Source organism: Curtobacterium salicis, from assembly GCF_011759505.1.
Taxonomy (GTDB): Bacteria; Actinomycetota; Actinomycetes; order Actinomycetales; family Microbacteriaceae; genus Curtobacterium; species Curtobacterium salicis.
This window is the reverse complement of sequence record NZ_JAAOYO010000001.1, coordinates 755,806-769,332: the sequence shown is the minus strand read 5'-3', so window position 1 is coordinate 769,332 and position 13,527 is coordinate 755,806. Positions and strand designations below refer to the sequence as shown.

Sequence of the window (13,527 nt, the reverse complement as noted above, 5' to 3'; positions counted from 1 at the left end):
GCCTCCCGTCATGCTCCGGCGGCCCATCCGACGGGCCGCGGCCGCGTCAGGCCGGCCGTCCGGCCCGCTCGCCGGCACCGGTGACGCTCCACGTCCCCCCGCCGCGTTGCGCGGAGCGGGTCCGGTGCCCGGCGGCGGCGCCCTGTGCGCGGGCGATGGCGTCCGCCGCGGTGACGAGCGTCAGGTGTGAGAGCGCCTGCGGGGTGTTGCCGATGTGGTGCCCGGTCGCGACGTCGATCTCCTCCGACAGCATCCCGACGTCGTTCGCGAAGCCGACGAGCACGTCCATCAGCCGTTCCGCGTCCGCCACCCGCCCGGAGCCGGCGTACTGCTCGACGAGCCAGAACGAGCAGGCCAGGAACGGGTGTTCCGCGCCGCTGAGGCCGTCGAAGCCGGAGGAGGTCCGGTACCGGAGCAGCAGGCCGTCGTCGCCGACGCGCAGGTCCTGCTCGATGGCCGCGACGGTGCCGAGCATCCGCGGGTCGTCCGGCTTGCAGTAGCCGATCTGGGGGAGCACGAGCAGGCTCGCGTCGACCTCGTCGGTGTCGTAGTGCTGCCGGTACGCCCCGCGTTCCGCGTTCCAGCCGTGTTCCTCGATCTCGGCGCGCACCTGGTCGCGCAGGGTGCGCCACCGCTCGACGGGACCCTCGAGGCCGAACTCCTCGCACGCGGCGACCCCGCGGTCGAAGGCCGCCCAGATCATCGCGCGCGAGTGCGTGAAGTGCCGTCGTGGTCCGCGCATCTCCCAGATGCCGTTGTCGGGCTCCTGCCAGTGCGCCTCCACGTGGCTGAGGAGCGCGCGCTGTAGGGACCACGAGGCGCCGCTCTCCTCGACGCCGAGTTCGCGGGCGTCGTGCAGCGCGGCGAGCACCTCGCCGAACACGTCGCCCTGGTACTGCGTGTACGCGCCGTTCCCGACCCGGACGGGCTTCGAGTCGGCGTACCCGGCCAGGTGGTCCAGCGTGCGTTCCGGGAGCTCCCGCTCGCCCGCGATGCCGTACATGATCTGGACGTCGTCCGGGTCGCCGGCGATCGCGCGGAGCAGCCAGGCCCGCCAGTGCGACGCCTCGTCGCGGTACCCGTGGGCGATGAGGGAGGCGAGCGCCATCGAGGCGTCCCGCAGCCACACGAAGCGGTAGTCCCAGTTGCGTTCGCCGCCGGGGTCCTCCGGGAGGCTCGTGGTCGCGGCCGCCACGACGCCACCGGTCTCGGCGTGGGTCATCGCCCGCAGGTACATCAGCGAGCTGCGGACGGCGGGAGCGTACTTGCCCTCCGCGCGGGTGCGGGAGGTCCAGTCGTGCCACCAGTCGCGCGTGTGGTGCAGGGCGGCGTCGACGTCGAACGGCTCCGGGGGTTCGCGGTGCGACGGGTACCAGGTGAGGACCGTGTCGAGGACCTCCCCGTCGCTGATGATCGTGGTCGTGGTGTGGCGGTGGTCGTCGGCCCGGAAGCGCGGACCCCGGACCACGACGGCGTCCGGGCCGGCCGTCGCGACGAGGACCGGTTCGTCGTCGTCGCCGACCTGGCGGATCCAGGGGAGCACGTCCCCGTAGCCGAACCGGATGCGGAGGACCTGCCGCATCTCGACCGTGCCGGTGAGTCCGCGGACACGCCGGACGATGGTGGCGCGGTGCGCGTCGACGGGCATGAAGTCGGTGACCTCGACGACGCCGGTCGTGGTGGTCCACACGGTCGAGAGCACCAGGGAGTCCCCGTCGTGCCGTCGGACCGGGATGGCGTCGGGATCGGCGGGTCGGAGCGACCACTGCCCGTCGTGTTCGTCGCCGAGCAGTGCGGCGAAGGTCGACGCGCTGTCGAACCGGGGCAGGCACGCCCAGTCGACGTCACCGTCCCGGGTGACGAGTGCGGCGGTGTGACAGTCCCCGATGAGGGCGTGGTCCTCGATGCGCTGAGCCATGCCCCGATCGAACCACCCGCGCCCCGAGTCCGGCTGCGCTGAAGGTGCGTTCAGATGACACCCGGCATGACCTCGGCGGCGACGTCCGCTCAGTCGAGTTCTGCGATCCCGACGCGCCCGAGCTCGGTCCAGAGTCCGGCTCCGTCCGGGGCGTAGACCCACGGCACGGTGGAGTCCCGGGTGCGCTCCTGGGCGCGGGACCGACCACCGGCCAGCACCGCTTCACTGGTGGACAGCTGCCGGATCGCGACCGCGGCGACGTTCTCCGGGTGCTCGCGGGCGAACTCGCCGTAGAGGTGCTCGTCGTGCTGCCCGTCGTCGCCGACGAGCAGCCACTGGATGTCCGGGAAGTCCCGGGCGAGGCGCCGCAGGTTGTCCTGCTTGTGCTGCTGCCCGCTGCGGAAGAACCGGTCGTGGGTGGGACCCCAGTCGGTGAGCAGCAGGGTGCCCGACGGGTACATGTTCCGGGTCAGGAAGCGCTGCAGCGTCGGCGCCACGTTCCACGCACCCGTGGACAGGTAGACGGTCGGCGCGCCCGGATGCTGCGCGAGGACCCGCTCGTACAGGACCGACATGCCCGGCACCGGACGGCGGGCGTGCTCGGTGAGCACGAACGAGTTCCAGGCGGCGAGCATCGGACGGGGGAGGCTCGTGACCATCACCGTGTCGTCGATGTCCGACAGCAGGCCGAAGCGGGTGTCCGGGTGCACGACGAACACGTCGGCGTCCACGTCGCGCATGCCACCGGCGGACAGGCGGATCGTCTGCCAGCCCGGTTCGAGGTCGATCGGGACGATGGCGTCGACCACACCGCCGCGGTCGCTCTGGACGGTGTGGGTGCTGCCGCCGGCGGTGATGGTGACCTCGGCGTGGTCGACGGCCACGCTCGTGAAGCTGCGCCAGCCGCGGACTCCCGCGTAGGACACGTCCGACGCCAGGCCCCGGCGGGTGAGGAGGACCCGACAGAGGACCCGGACCCACCCCGGCGCGCCGTAGCCCGTGTAGGGGATGACGGTCGGGACCTGGCCGCGCTTCCGGGCGTGCTGCTCCCGGTACTCCTGCACGGCGTCCTCGACGCGGGCGGCCCGGTGCAGGATCGGCTCCGGGATCGCGGTCTCCCACTGCTGGATGCCCCAGGGGGACTGTTCGCGCCGATCGTGCTCGCGTTCCACGGACCGGGCGTCGCGCCCGGGAACTGCGCTGCCCTCGGGCGCCGGGGTGGTGTCCCGGGGCGCGGCAGGGTCCGGAGGCGTCGACTCGGGCATCGCACCATCATCCCATGCAGGGGGGTCGCGAGACGGGGTCGCGGACCCGACACCCCGGGAATCGCAGCCAAGACCAAGCCGGTGTCTGCGAGAGTTGCCGTCTCAGTCAGTCAGCCCGCGGTCACCGCGAGAAGGAGTTCACGTGCTCGTCACCGAGGTTTCGAACGCACTGCCGGGGGGATCATCACTGCTCAGGAACGAGCCGGTCCAGGCCCGCAGCTCGGCGCGCCTCGCAGGTCTGCTCGACGCCGCGGCCGCCGTCATCGACGAGATCGGCTTCGAGCGACTCACGACCGCCATGGTGGCCGAACGTGCCGGTGCCTCCATCGGCACGGTCTACCGGTACTTCCCGGACCGCATCGCCGTCGTCGAGGCCCTGGCGATCCGGTGCACCCAGCGTCTCGCCGCCCGCTTCGTGGAAACGCTCGACGCGTCCGGCGCCACGACCTGGCAGGAAGGCTGCGACGCCCTCATCGAGATGACCGCGGAGATGTACCGCACCGAGCCCGGCTTCCGGGCGATCCGGTTCGCCGACATCGACACGACGTCCGGTGACGAGGACGCCGACCGCCTCGCCGCGCTCGGCGGTGCCGTCGGCGCCGTGATGCGGGAGCGCTTCGACCTGCCGCAGTCCGACGCCATCAGCCGCGCCTGGGTCGTCCTGGCGGAGTCCGCACACGCGGTCCTCGCTCGCGCCCACGTGGACCGCGACCACCCCGACACCGAGCTGATCGCGGCGTACCGCGCGATGAGCCGGCCGTACCTGGAGTCGGTGATCGGGGCCTCCTGACCGATCACCGGCCGGCACGAGCCGGCCCGGACCCATCACGAACGCCCGTTCCTCCGAACAGGAGGCACGGGCGTTCGTGTCCGAAGGGCGCGGACACGACGTCGTTGTCCGCAAGGCGTCATGCACCGTCACGACGGAACCGCTACGGGCTCCGACCTGTACTGTCGTCCGGAGTCGGGCTACCTCCACCAAGAAGGGCACCCATGATCGAGTTCCGCTCGGTGCGCAAGACCTACCCGGACGGCACGAACGCCGTCGAGTCGTTCGACCTCGTGATCCCCTCGCGGACCACGACGGTGTTCGTCGGTTCGAGCGGTTGCGGCAAGACCACACTCCTCCGGATGATCAACAGGATGATCGACCCGACCTCGGGCTCCGTCCAGATCGACGGCGAGGACATCGCCGGTGTCGACCCGGTGCAGTTGCGCCGTCGGATCGGCTACGTGATGCAGAACGCCGGCCTGCTGCCGCACCGCAAGGTCGCGGACAACATCGCGACCGTGCCGCTGCTCACCGGGGTCTCGAAGGCAGACGCGCGGAAGCGAGCGCTCGAACTGATGGACACCGTCGGCCTCGACCGTTCGCTGGCCGACCGGTACCCGTCCCAGCTCTCCGGCGGACAGCAGCAGCGTGTCGGCGTCGCCCGCGGGCTCGCCGTCGACCCGAACGTGCTGCTCATGGACGAGCCCTTCGGTGCCGTCGACCCGCTCGTCCGCAACGACCTGCAGGACGAACTGATCCGTCTGCAGCGCGAGCTCGGCAAGACCGTCGTCTTCGTGACGCACGACATCGACGAGGCGTTCAAGCTCGGCGACCAGGTCGTCATCCTCAAGAAGGGCGGCGAGATCGCCCAGCAGGGGACCCCGGCGGAGATCCTGTCCGCTCCGGCGGACGACTTCGTCGCGAACTTCATCGGCGTCGGTCGGGGCCGTCGGTCCCTCCGGGTCGAGCAGACCCCGACCGGTCCGGTCGTCGTGGACGGGGACGGCCGTGCCGCCGGCGTCCTGACCGGTCCCGTGGGCGTCGTCGACGCCGCTGCCGCTGTCCGCTCCGAGGCCGGGACGCCCAGCGTCCCGGGTGCTGCGGCGCAGGGTGGGAGCACCCGGTGAAGTGGGTGCTGTCGAACCTCGACACGATCGGGGACGACACGGTCGCGCACCTGGCGATCGCCATCCCGCCGATCATCGTCGCGTTCCTGCTGTCGATCCCGATCGGGTGGCTCGTCGTCCGCCTCCGTCGACCCGGTGCCCGCCGGGTCAGCAGCGGAGTGGGTGGCGGCATCGTCACCGTCGCCGGGCTCCTCTACGCCGTCCCGTCGCTGCCGCTGTTCATCGCGCTGCCGGGTCTCCTCGGCACCGGGCTGCAGGACCCCGTCAACGTCGTCATCGGCCTGACGCTCTACGGCCTCGCACTCATGGTGCGGTCGACGGTGGACGGCCTCGGCTCGGTCGACGCGGCGACCACCTCGGCTGCGACCGCGATGGGGTACTCGGGAGCGCAGCGCTTCTTCCGCGTCGACCTGCCGCTCGCGGGCCCGGTGCTGCTCGCCGGCCTCCGCGTCGTCTCGGTGTCGACGATCTCGCTCACGACGGTCGGTGCGGTCCTCGGCATCCAGAGCCTCGGGTCGCTCTTCACGGACGGCATCGGCCGGAACATCCCCGAGGAGATCGTCGCCGGCGTCGTGATGGTCCTCGTCCTGGCGTTCGCGATCGACGGGCTGCTCGTGCTGCTCGGCCGCGTCGTGATGCCCTGGACGCGCCGTTCGGCTCCGTCGAAGCGTGCGGCCCGCCGCGTGCTCCAGTCCGCGGAGGTCACGTCATGATCATCGGCCAGGCCTTCGGCTGGGTGTTCGACCCCGCCAACTACGCCGGTCCCGACGCGGTCCCCGAGCGACTCTGGGAACACATCTGGATCTCGCTGCTCGCGGTCCTCATCGCGTCGGTGATCGCCATCCCGATCGGCTACGCCATCGGCCACACCGGAAAGGTCCGCGGCTTCGCGATCGCCCTCTCCGGCGGCATCCGTGCGCTGCCGACGCTCGGCGTGCTCACCCTGGTGGGCCTCCTGCTCGGCGCCAACCTGCAGGCGCCCCTGCTCGCGCTCGTCGTCCTGGCGATCCCGTCGGTCCTCGCCGGTGCGTACGCCGGGATCGAGTCCGTCGAACCGGTGACCGTCGACGCCGCCCGCGCGCAGGGCATGACCGGGTGGCAGATCCTGACCAGGGTCGAGATCCCGCTCGGCCTGCCGCTGCTCGTCGGTGGCGTCCGTGCCGCCGTGCTCCAGGTCGTCGCCACCGCCACCCTCGCCGCGTACGTCGGCTCGGGTGGACTCGGCGGCTACGTGTTCCTCGGGCTCAAGACCCAGGACTACGCCATGATGCTCGGCGCCTCCATCCTCGTGATCGCACTCGCGATCGCGTTCGAGATCGTCTTCTCCGTGCTCCAGCGGGCGGTGGTGCCCGCGGGCGTCGCCGAACGTCCGACACGGCGACGCTCGGGATCGCGTGAGCGGCCCCACACCCCCATCCCGGAAGGAACCCCCTCGTGATCACAGCACCCAAGCTCCGCGCCGGCATCGCCGCCGCGGTCGCCGTCGGCGTGGCCGCCGCCCTCGCCGGCTGCTCCTCCAGCAGCCCGCTCGACAGCGGCTCCAGCGCCTCCTCCGACTCGAAGACGATCGTCGTCGGGTCGCAGCAGTACTACTCGAACGAGATCATCGCCGAGCTCTACGCCCAGGTCCTCGAGAAGGACGGCTTCCAGGTGAAGCGCAACTTCAACATCGGTCAGCGCGAGGTCTACCTCCCGCAGCTCCAGAAGGGCGCGATCGACGTCATGCCGGAGTACGGCGGCAACCTGCTGCAGTACTACGACAAGAACTCCACCGCGAAGTCCGAGGCCGAGATCGCCGACGGTCTGAAGAGCTCGCTGCCGAAGGGCCTCCGCGCGCTGGACGCCGCCGACGCCACCGACCAGGACAGCTACACCGTCACGAAGAAGTTCTCCGAGGACAACGACGTGACGAGCCTCGCCGACCTGTCGAAGGTCAAGGGCACGCTGACGGTCGGTGCGAACTCCGAGAACCAGACCCGCCCGTACGGTCCGAAGGGCCTGAAGTCGGTCTACGGCGTGACGGTCCAGTCCAAGGCGATCGAGGACTCCGGCGGAGCCCTGACCGTCAAGGCGCTGAAGGACGGCACCGTGCAGCTCGCGGACATCTACACCGCCGACCCGAGCATCAAGGCGAACGACTTCGTGACCCTCAAGGACCCGAAGAACCTCATCGTGCCGCAGAACGTCACCCCGGTCGTCTCGAGCAAGGTCGACGACAAGGCCGCCGCGGACATCGACAAGGTGAGCAAGGTCCTGACGACCGACGCGCTCATCGAGCTCAACACGAAGAGCACCGTCGACAAGGAGAAGGCCTCGACCATCGCGAAGGACTTCCTGACCGACGAGGGCCTGCTCTAGGCAGCACCAACACCCCGGTTCCCGCGTCGTCTCGCGGGGTCCACGACGACAGGCGTCGGGCAACCAGCCCGGCGCCTGTCGTCGTTCCGGGTGCCGGTGTGCGTGACACTTGTTCCGCACGGTTGTGCCGTGCAGAGGCCGTGCACGTTCGTGCACGAGATGGCTCTACAACTTGTCGAACCGCGCTCCGGAACAGTACCGTCGAAGCATGAACGACCTCCTGGACCCGCTCCTGCTGTCGCGGTGGCAGTTCGGTCTGACGACGATCTACCACTTCCTCTTCGTCCCGCTGACGATCGGCATGGCCGTCGTCGTCGCGGTGTTCCAGACCGCCTGGGTCCGGACCGGGCGCGCGCACTACCTGCAGCTGACCCGCTTCTTCGGACGCATCTTCCTCATCAACTTCGCGATGGGGGTCGTCACCGGGATCGTGCAGGAGTTCCAGTTCGGCATGAACTGGTCGGACTACTCCCGCTTCGTCGGAGACGTCTTCGGCGCCCCGCTCGCGCTCGAGGGGATCCTGGCGTTCTTCTTCGAGGCAGCGTTCATCGGCGTCTGGATCTTCGGTTGGGACCGCCTGCCGAAGAAGCTGCACCTGGCGAGCATCTGGTGCGTCAGCGCGGGCACGATCATGTCGGCGTACTTCATCATCGCCGCCAACGCGTTCATGCAGCACCCGGTCGGCTACGCGATCAACGAGGCCAAGGGCCGCGCCGAACTCACCGACATCTGGGCCGTCCTCGGCAACAAGGTCGCCCTGGCCGCCTTCCCGCACACGGTCTTCGCGTGCTTCATGGTCGCCGCCGGCGTGATCATCTCGGTCGCCGCCTACCACCTGTCGCGCAACCAGAACCTCGAGACGATGATGCCGGCGCTGAAGTTCGGTCTCTGGACGATGGTCGCCGCCGGCGCGCTGACGGTCCTCACCGGCGACCAGCTCGGTCTCACCATGGTCGACACGCAGCCGATGAAGATGGCCGCGGCCGAGGCGCTGTACAACACCGCCACCGGCAAGGACGCCTCGTTCTCGATCTTCACCCTCGGCACGCCAGACGGCGTCCGGGAGCTCTTCTCGATCCGCGTGCCCTACCTGCTGTCGTTCCTGTCGACGCACACCTTCACCGGGACGGTCGAGGGCATCAACGACCTGCAGGCGCAGTACACGCAGGTGTACGGCCCCGGGAACTACAAGCCGGTCATCTGGGTGACCTACTGGTCCTTCCGCTGGATGATCGCCCTCGGGGTCGGTGCCGTGATGGTCTCGCTCGCCGGGCTCTGGCTGACGCGCGGTGGCCGCTTCCCCCGGCAGCGCTGGATCTGGCGGATCGCGATCTGGGCCGTGCCGCTGCCGATGGCCGCCATGATCGTCGGCTGGGTCTTCACCGAGATGGGTCGCCAGCCGTGGCTCGTGTTCGGCCTGCTGAAGACGGCCGACGGTGTCTCCCCGAACGTGACGGGTCTCGAGGTCCTCATCTCGCTCGTCGTGTTCACCCTCATCTACGGATCCCTCGCCGTCGTCGAGTTCCGGCTCATCAAGAAGGTCGCCCAGGAGGGCCCGGCCGCCCCGGCCGAGGTCGACGCGGAGACCGGCGAGGTCAAGCACGAAGTGACGGTCTACTAGAGATGGAAGCTGCCTGAGATGGACCTGCCCGTTCTGTGGTTCGCGATCGTCGGACTCTTCTTCGTCGGGTACTTCGTGCTCGACGGGTTCGACTTCGGTGTCGGCATGTCCCTGCCGTTCCTCGGCAAGGACGACACCGACCGCCGTGTGCTCATCAACACGATCGGCCCCGTGTGGGACCTCAACGAGACCTGGGTGATCGTCGCCGGAGCCTGCCTCTTCGCCGCCTTCCCCGAGTGGTACGCGACGATGTTCTCCGGCTTCTACCTGGCGCTGCTGCTCATCCTCGCCGCCCTGATCCTCCGCGGGGTGTCGTTCGAGTACCGGCACCAGAACAAGCACCTGGCGTGGAAGCGCCGGTTCGACCTGATGATCGTGGTCGGCAGCGCGGTGCCGTCGTTCCTCTGGGGCGTCGCGTTCGGCAACGTCGTCCGCGGGATCCCGATGGACTCCGGCCACAACTACACCGGCACGCTGTTCGACCTGCTGAACCCCTTCGCGCTGCTGGCCGGTGCCACGACACTGCTGGTCTTCTTCACCCACGGCGTCGTGTTCGTGGCGCTGAAGACCGAGGGGGAGATGCGCGAGCGGGCGATGCGTCTGGCGAAGCGGGCCGGCGTCGTCACGATCGTGGTCGCCGCCGTGTTCCTGGTGACGATGGCGCTGGTCCGGTCCACCCCGGCGTCGCTCGTGCTGTCGGCCGTCGGCGCCGTGGCCCTGGTCGTCGCGGTCCTCTGTGCCGCACGCGGCCGGGAGGGACGTGCCTTCACCCTGATGGCCGTCACCATCGCGGCGGTCGTCCTGGCGATGTTCACCGCGGTGTTCCCGGACGTCATGCCCGCCACGAACGACCCGGCGAACAGCCTGACCGTCGCCAACGCCTCGTCCGGCAGCTACACGCTGACGGTGATGAGCTGGGTCGCACTGGTCTGCATCCCGCTCGTGCTCGCCTACCAGGCGTGGACGTACTGGGTCTTCCGCAAGCGGGTCTCGCGCGCCACCGTCGCGCAGGCCGCGCACTGACCAGGAGGCACGTGTGAAGCCGCTCGATCCCCGCCTGCTCCGTCTGTCCCGGACGGCGCGCGGCTTCGTCGTGGCCGCCGCGGGCACCGGCGCCGTCCGGACGATCGCGAGCATCGCGATCGCGTGGGGGATCGCGGCCGCGGTGACCCAGGTCGTCGACGCCGTCCGTGCCGGCGTCGTCCCCACCACGTTCGCCGGCACGCTCGCCCTGCTCGGCGGGGCGTTCCTGCTCCGCGCGGTCGCGGCCTGGGCGACCGACGACCTCGCCGCCCGCGCGGGCGCTCGTGTGAAGAGCGAGCTCCGCGCCGCCGTGCTCCGGCGCGCGGCCGACCGGGGCCCCGGGTGGCTCTCCGGTCGGTCGAGCGCCGGTTTCGCCACCACGCTCGGACCCGGACTCGACGCCCTCGACGCCTACTTCGGCCGCTACCTGCCACAGCTCGCGCTCACCGCGGTCGCCACGCCGCTGCTGCTCGTCGCGATCGGCTTCGGCGACCTGACGAGCGCGGTCGTGATCGTGTGTGCGATGCCGGTCATCCCGGTCTTCATGGTGCTCATCGGGCTCGCCACACGATCGCTGCAGCAGCGGCAGGCCGACGCGCTCGCCCGTCTCGGCGGGGCCTTCACCGAGGCGGTCGAGGGACTCGCGACCCTCAAGGTGTTCGGTCGTGCCCGCCGCCAGGTCGGCCGGATCGGGCAGGTCACGGACGAGTACCGCCAGGGCACCATCGGCGTGCTGCGGCTGTCGTTCGTCAGCGGCTTCGCCCTCGAGCTCGCCGCGAGCCTGTCCGTCGCGCTCGTCGCGGTCTCGATCGGCATCCGCCTGGTCGACGGCTCGCTCGGGCTCGGTGCGGCGATGTTCGTGCTGGTCCTCGCCCCGGAGGCGTTCGCCCCGATCCGGCAGGTCGGCGCCGACTTCCACGCGGCACAGGACGGGGTGGCTGCGTCACAGGCGGTCCTCGACGTGCTCGACGAGTCGGACGAGTCGGACAGCGGTCCGTCGCGGACCGTCGATGCCGCGCCCGTCGATGCCGCGCCCGTCGCCGCGTCCGTCGACGCCGCAGCCCTCGTGCTCCTCGGGGTCACCGTGCACCGCCCCGACACGGTCATCGGCCCGGTCGACCTCACCGCGCCGGCCGGCACCGTCGTCGCACTCTCCGGCCCGAGCGGCTCCGGCAAGTCCAGCCTGATCGCCGCGATCCGCGGCGTCCTCCCTGCCGACGGCACGGTCACGGTGCCCGGCCGCGCCGACCTGCCGGCCCGCGACCGCACCACCTGGGTCGACCAGCGTCCGCGCCTGGTGCGCGGCACGGTCGCCGAGAACGTCGCCCTCACCGCCGATCCGGACACGGCGGACGTGCGGCGTGCCCTCGGAGCGGTGGGGCTGGGAGTCGACCCGGGCCTCCCGGTCGGCAGCGGCGGATCCGGACTGTCCGGCGGGCAGGCGCAGCGCGTCGCCGTCGCGCGCGGGCTGTACCGCGCGACCCGGCAGCACACCCCGCTGGTGCTCCTCGACGAGCCGACCTCCGCCCTCGACGCGGAGTCCGAGGCGCAGGTCGTCGCCGCCCTCCGCCGACTGGCGGACGCGGGGGCGGTCGTCGTCGTCGCGAGCCACCGACCCGCCGTCGTGGCCGCGGCCGACGTCGTCGTCGCGATCCGCGCCTCCGGATCCGTCACGGTCTCGTCCCACCGGTCGCCGCAGGAGGTGTCCGCATGAGCGGCGGCCCTGCCCGGGAGGCACGCACCCGTTCCGTCCTCCGGCTCGCCCTGCCCCGTGGGCGCGGCTGGGCGAAGGCGGTCGCCGCGGGCGTGCTCAGCGCGCTCTGCGGGGTCGCGTTGCTCGCCGCGAGCGGGTACCTCATCACCCGCGCCGCCGAGCACCCGCCGATCCTCTACCTGACCCTCGTCATGGTGGGCGTCCGGGCCTTCGCGCTCGGGCGTGCCGTGTTCCGCTACGTCGACCGGCTCGCCGGACACGACGCCTCGTTCCGGCAGCTCGCCGTGGTGCGCACCGAGATGTACCGGCGGCTCGCCTCGGTCGCGCCGGCCGGGCTCGGGTCGACCGGGCGCGGCGACCTGATGACGCGGCTCGTCACCGACACCGACCGGCTGCAGGACCTGCCGATCCGGGTCGTCGGACCGCTCGTCTCGGCGGGCGTCACCGCGCTGCTCTCCGTCGTCGCCGTCGCGGTCGTCTCCCTCCCGGCCGCCCTCGTGCTGCTGCTCGCCCTCGGTGTGGCCGCACTGGTCGGGACGCTCGTGACGGCCGCGGTCGCCCGTCGCTCCGACGTCGAGACCGCCGCCGACCGCGGGCACGTCGCGAACCTGGTGCTCGACACCGTCCGCACGCTCGACGTCTTCGTCGCCTACGGCTCGCTGGAGGAACGGCTCGCCCAGGTCGCGCGGCTCGACGACCGTGTCACCCGCGCCGTCCGCCGCCGCGGTGCGGTCGAGTCCCTCGTCGGCGCACTCGTCGGTCTGGTCGGCGGGGCCGCGGTCCTCGGCGTCCTGGCCGTCGGCGCCCCGGCCGTCGTCACCGGTGCCCTCGACGGTCCGCTCTGGGCACTGGCGGTGTTCGTCCCGCTCGCCCTGTTCGAGGTCGTCGGCGGGGTCCCGCTCGCCGTCCTCACCCTCCGACGCGTCCGGGCCGCCGCCGACCGCGTCGAGCAGGTGGTCCCCGCGGAGCTGCCGGTCGGCCTGGTGCCCGAGCCCGAGGACGCAGCCCGTGCCGCGGACCTCGTCGCACCGCCGACCGTCACGGTGCGGGTCCGTGACCTGGCGGTCCGCTGGCCGGGCGCACCGACGCCGGCGGTCGACGGGGTCTCGTTCGATTTGGAGCCCGGCGAGGTCGTCGTGCTCAGCGGTCCGAGCGGAGCCGGCAAGTCCACGCTGGTGGACGCCCTCGTCCGCTTCGTCGACCACACCGGCAGCTACACCCTCGACGGGACGGAGGCGCGGAGCATGCACCCCGACGCCGTCCGCGTCCGCGTCGGGCTGATCGAACAGGACCCGTTCGTCTTCGACCAGTCCGTCCGGCAGAACCTGCTCTTCGCGCGGGAGACCGCGACGGACGAGGACCTGCTCGCCGTGCTCGACCGGGTCGGGCTCGGCGACTGGGTCCGACGGCGCGGCGGACTCGACGCCGGGGTGGGGGAGCGCGGCTCGCTCGTGTCCGGCGGACAGGCACACCGACTGGCCTTGGCCCGGGCGCTCCTGCACGCGTTCCCGGTCCTGGTGCTCGACGAGCCGACCGCCGACATCGACCCCGACCTCGGCGACACCGTGCTCCGCGACCTCGTGACGACCGCCCGCGCTGCCGGACGCACCCTCCTCGTCGTGTCGCACGTGCCGGTGCCCGCGGACCTCGTCGACCGGACCCTGCGGATGCGGGACGGACGCCTGCTCGCGGCGTGAGCCGACGCACGGACGCGGGACGTGCCTCCCGG

The 13,527-nt window shown here is 71.4% G+C and carries 11 protein-coding genes; 9 read left to right on the top strand and 2 right to left on the bottom strand.

The window, feature by feature from the left end; all coding sequences use genetic code 11:
* Positions 1–46: 46 nt before the first annotated feature.
* A complete protein-coding gene (locus E9228_RS03650) occupies positions 47–1,972 on the bottom strand; it encodes a glycoside hydrolase family 15 protein (RefSeq protein WP_289845939.1) in 1,926 nt (641 codons plus the stop codon).
* Positions 1,973–2,007: 35 nt separating this feature from the next.
* Positions 2,008–3,048 (bottom strand): App1 family protein, encoded by a 1,041-nt coding sequence (locus tag E9228_RS03645; RefSeq protein WP_341849768.1) that lies wholly within the window; start codon positions 3,046–3,048, stop codon positions 2,008–2,010.
* A gap of 277 nt (positions 3,049–3,325) precedes the next feature.
* Between E9228_RS03645 and E9228_RS17285 the strand changes: the two genes are divergently transcribed.
* The 9 genes from E9228_RS17285 to cydC all read left to right on the top strand — a co-directional run bounded on the left by E9228_RS17285 (position 3,326) and on the right by cydC (position 13,495).
* Positions 3,326–3,973, top strand: coding sequence for a TetR family transcriptional regulator (locus E9228_RS17285; protein WP_166779195.1), 648 nt, complete (start codon positions 3,326–3,328; stop codon positions 3,971–3,973).
* A 203-nt stretch (positions 3,974–4,176) separates the two neighbouring features.
* The gene (locus E9228_RS03635; RefSeq protein ID WP_166779194.1) at positions 4,177–5,082 is read left to right on the top strand and encodes an ABC transporter ATP-binding protein; all 906 of its coding nucleotides are present in this window, start codon (positions 4,177–4,179) and stop codon (positions 5,080–5,082) included.
* Positions 5,079–5,795 (top strand): ABC transporter permease subunit, encoded by a 717-nt coding sequence (locus E9228_RS03630; RefSeq protein ID WP_166779193.1) that lies wholly within the window; start codon positions 5,079–5,081, stop codon positions 5,793–5,795. The genes E9228_RS03635 and E9228_RS03630 overlap by 4 nt, the downstream gene beginning before the upstream one ends.
* Positions 5,792–6,520: an ABC transporter permease gene (locus E9228_RS03625; protein WP_166779192.1), complete on the top strand. Its 729-nt coding sequence runs from the start codon at positions 5,792–5,794 to the stop codon at positions 6,518–6,520. The genes E9228_RS03630 and E9228_RS03625 overlap by 4 nt, the downstream gene beginning before the upstream one ends.
* Entirely contained in the window at positions 6,517–7,440 is a 924-nt protein-coding gene (locus tag E9228_RS03620; protein WP_166779191.1) for a glycine betaine ABC transporter substrate-binding protein, read from the top strand. The genes E9228_RS03625 and E9228_RS03620 overlap by 4 nt, the downstream gene beginning before the upstream one ends.
* A 208-nt stretch (positions 7,441–7,648) precedes the next feature.
* Positions 7,649–9,061, top strand: a complete 1,413-nt coding sequence (locus E9228_RS03615; RefSeq protein ID WP_166779190.1) for a cytochrome ubiquinol oxidase subunit I — start codon at positions 7,649–7,651, stop codon at positions 9,059–9,061.
* A gap of 18 nt (positions 9,062–9,079) precedes the next feature.
* Positions 9,080–10,084, top strand: a complete 1,005-nt coding sequence (gene cydB / locus E9228_RS03610; protein ID WP_166779189.1) for a cytochrome d ubiquinol oxidase subunit II — start codon at positions 9,080–9,082, stop codon at positions 10,082–10,084.
* A gap of 13 nt (positions 10,085–10,097) precedes the next feature.
* Positions 10,098–11,798 (top strand): thiol reductant ABC exporter subunit CydD, encoded by a 1,701-nt coding sequence (cydD, locus tag E9228_RS03605; protein WP_166779188.1) that lies wholly within the window; start codon positions 10,098–10,100, stop codon positions 11,796–11,798.
* A complete protein-coding gene (gene cydC / locus E9228_RS03600) occupies positions 11,795–13,495 on the top strand; it encodes a thiol reductant ABC exporter subunit CydC (RefSeq protein WP_166779187.1) in 1,701 nt (566 codons plus the stop codon). The genes cydD and cydC overlap by 4 nt, the downstream gene beginning before the upstream one ends.
* Positions 13,496–13,527: the final 32 nt, after the last annotated feature.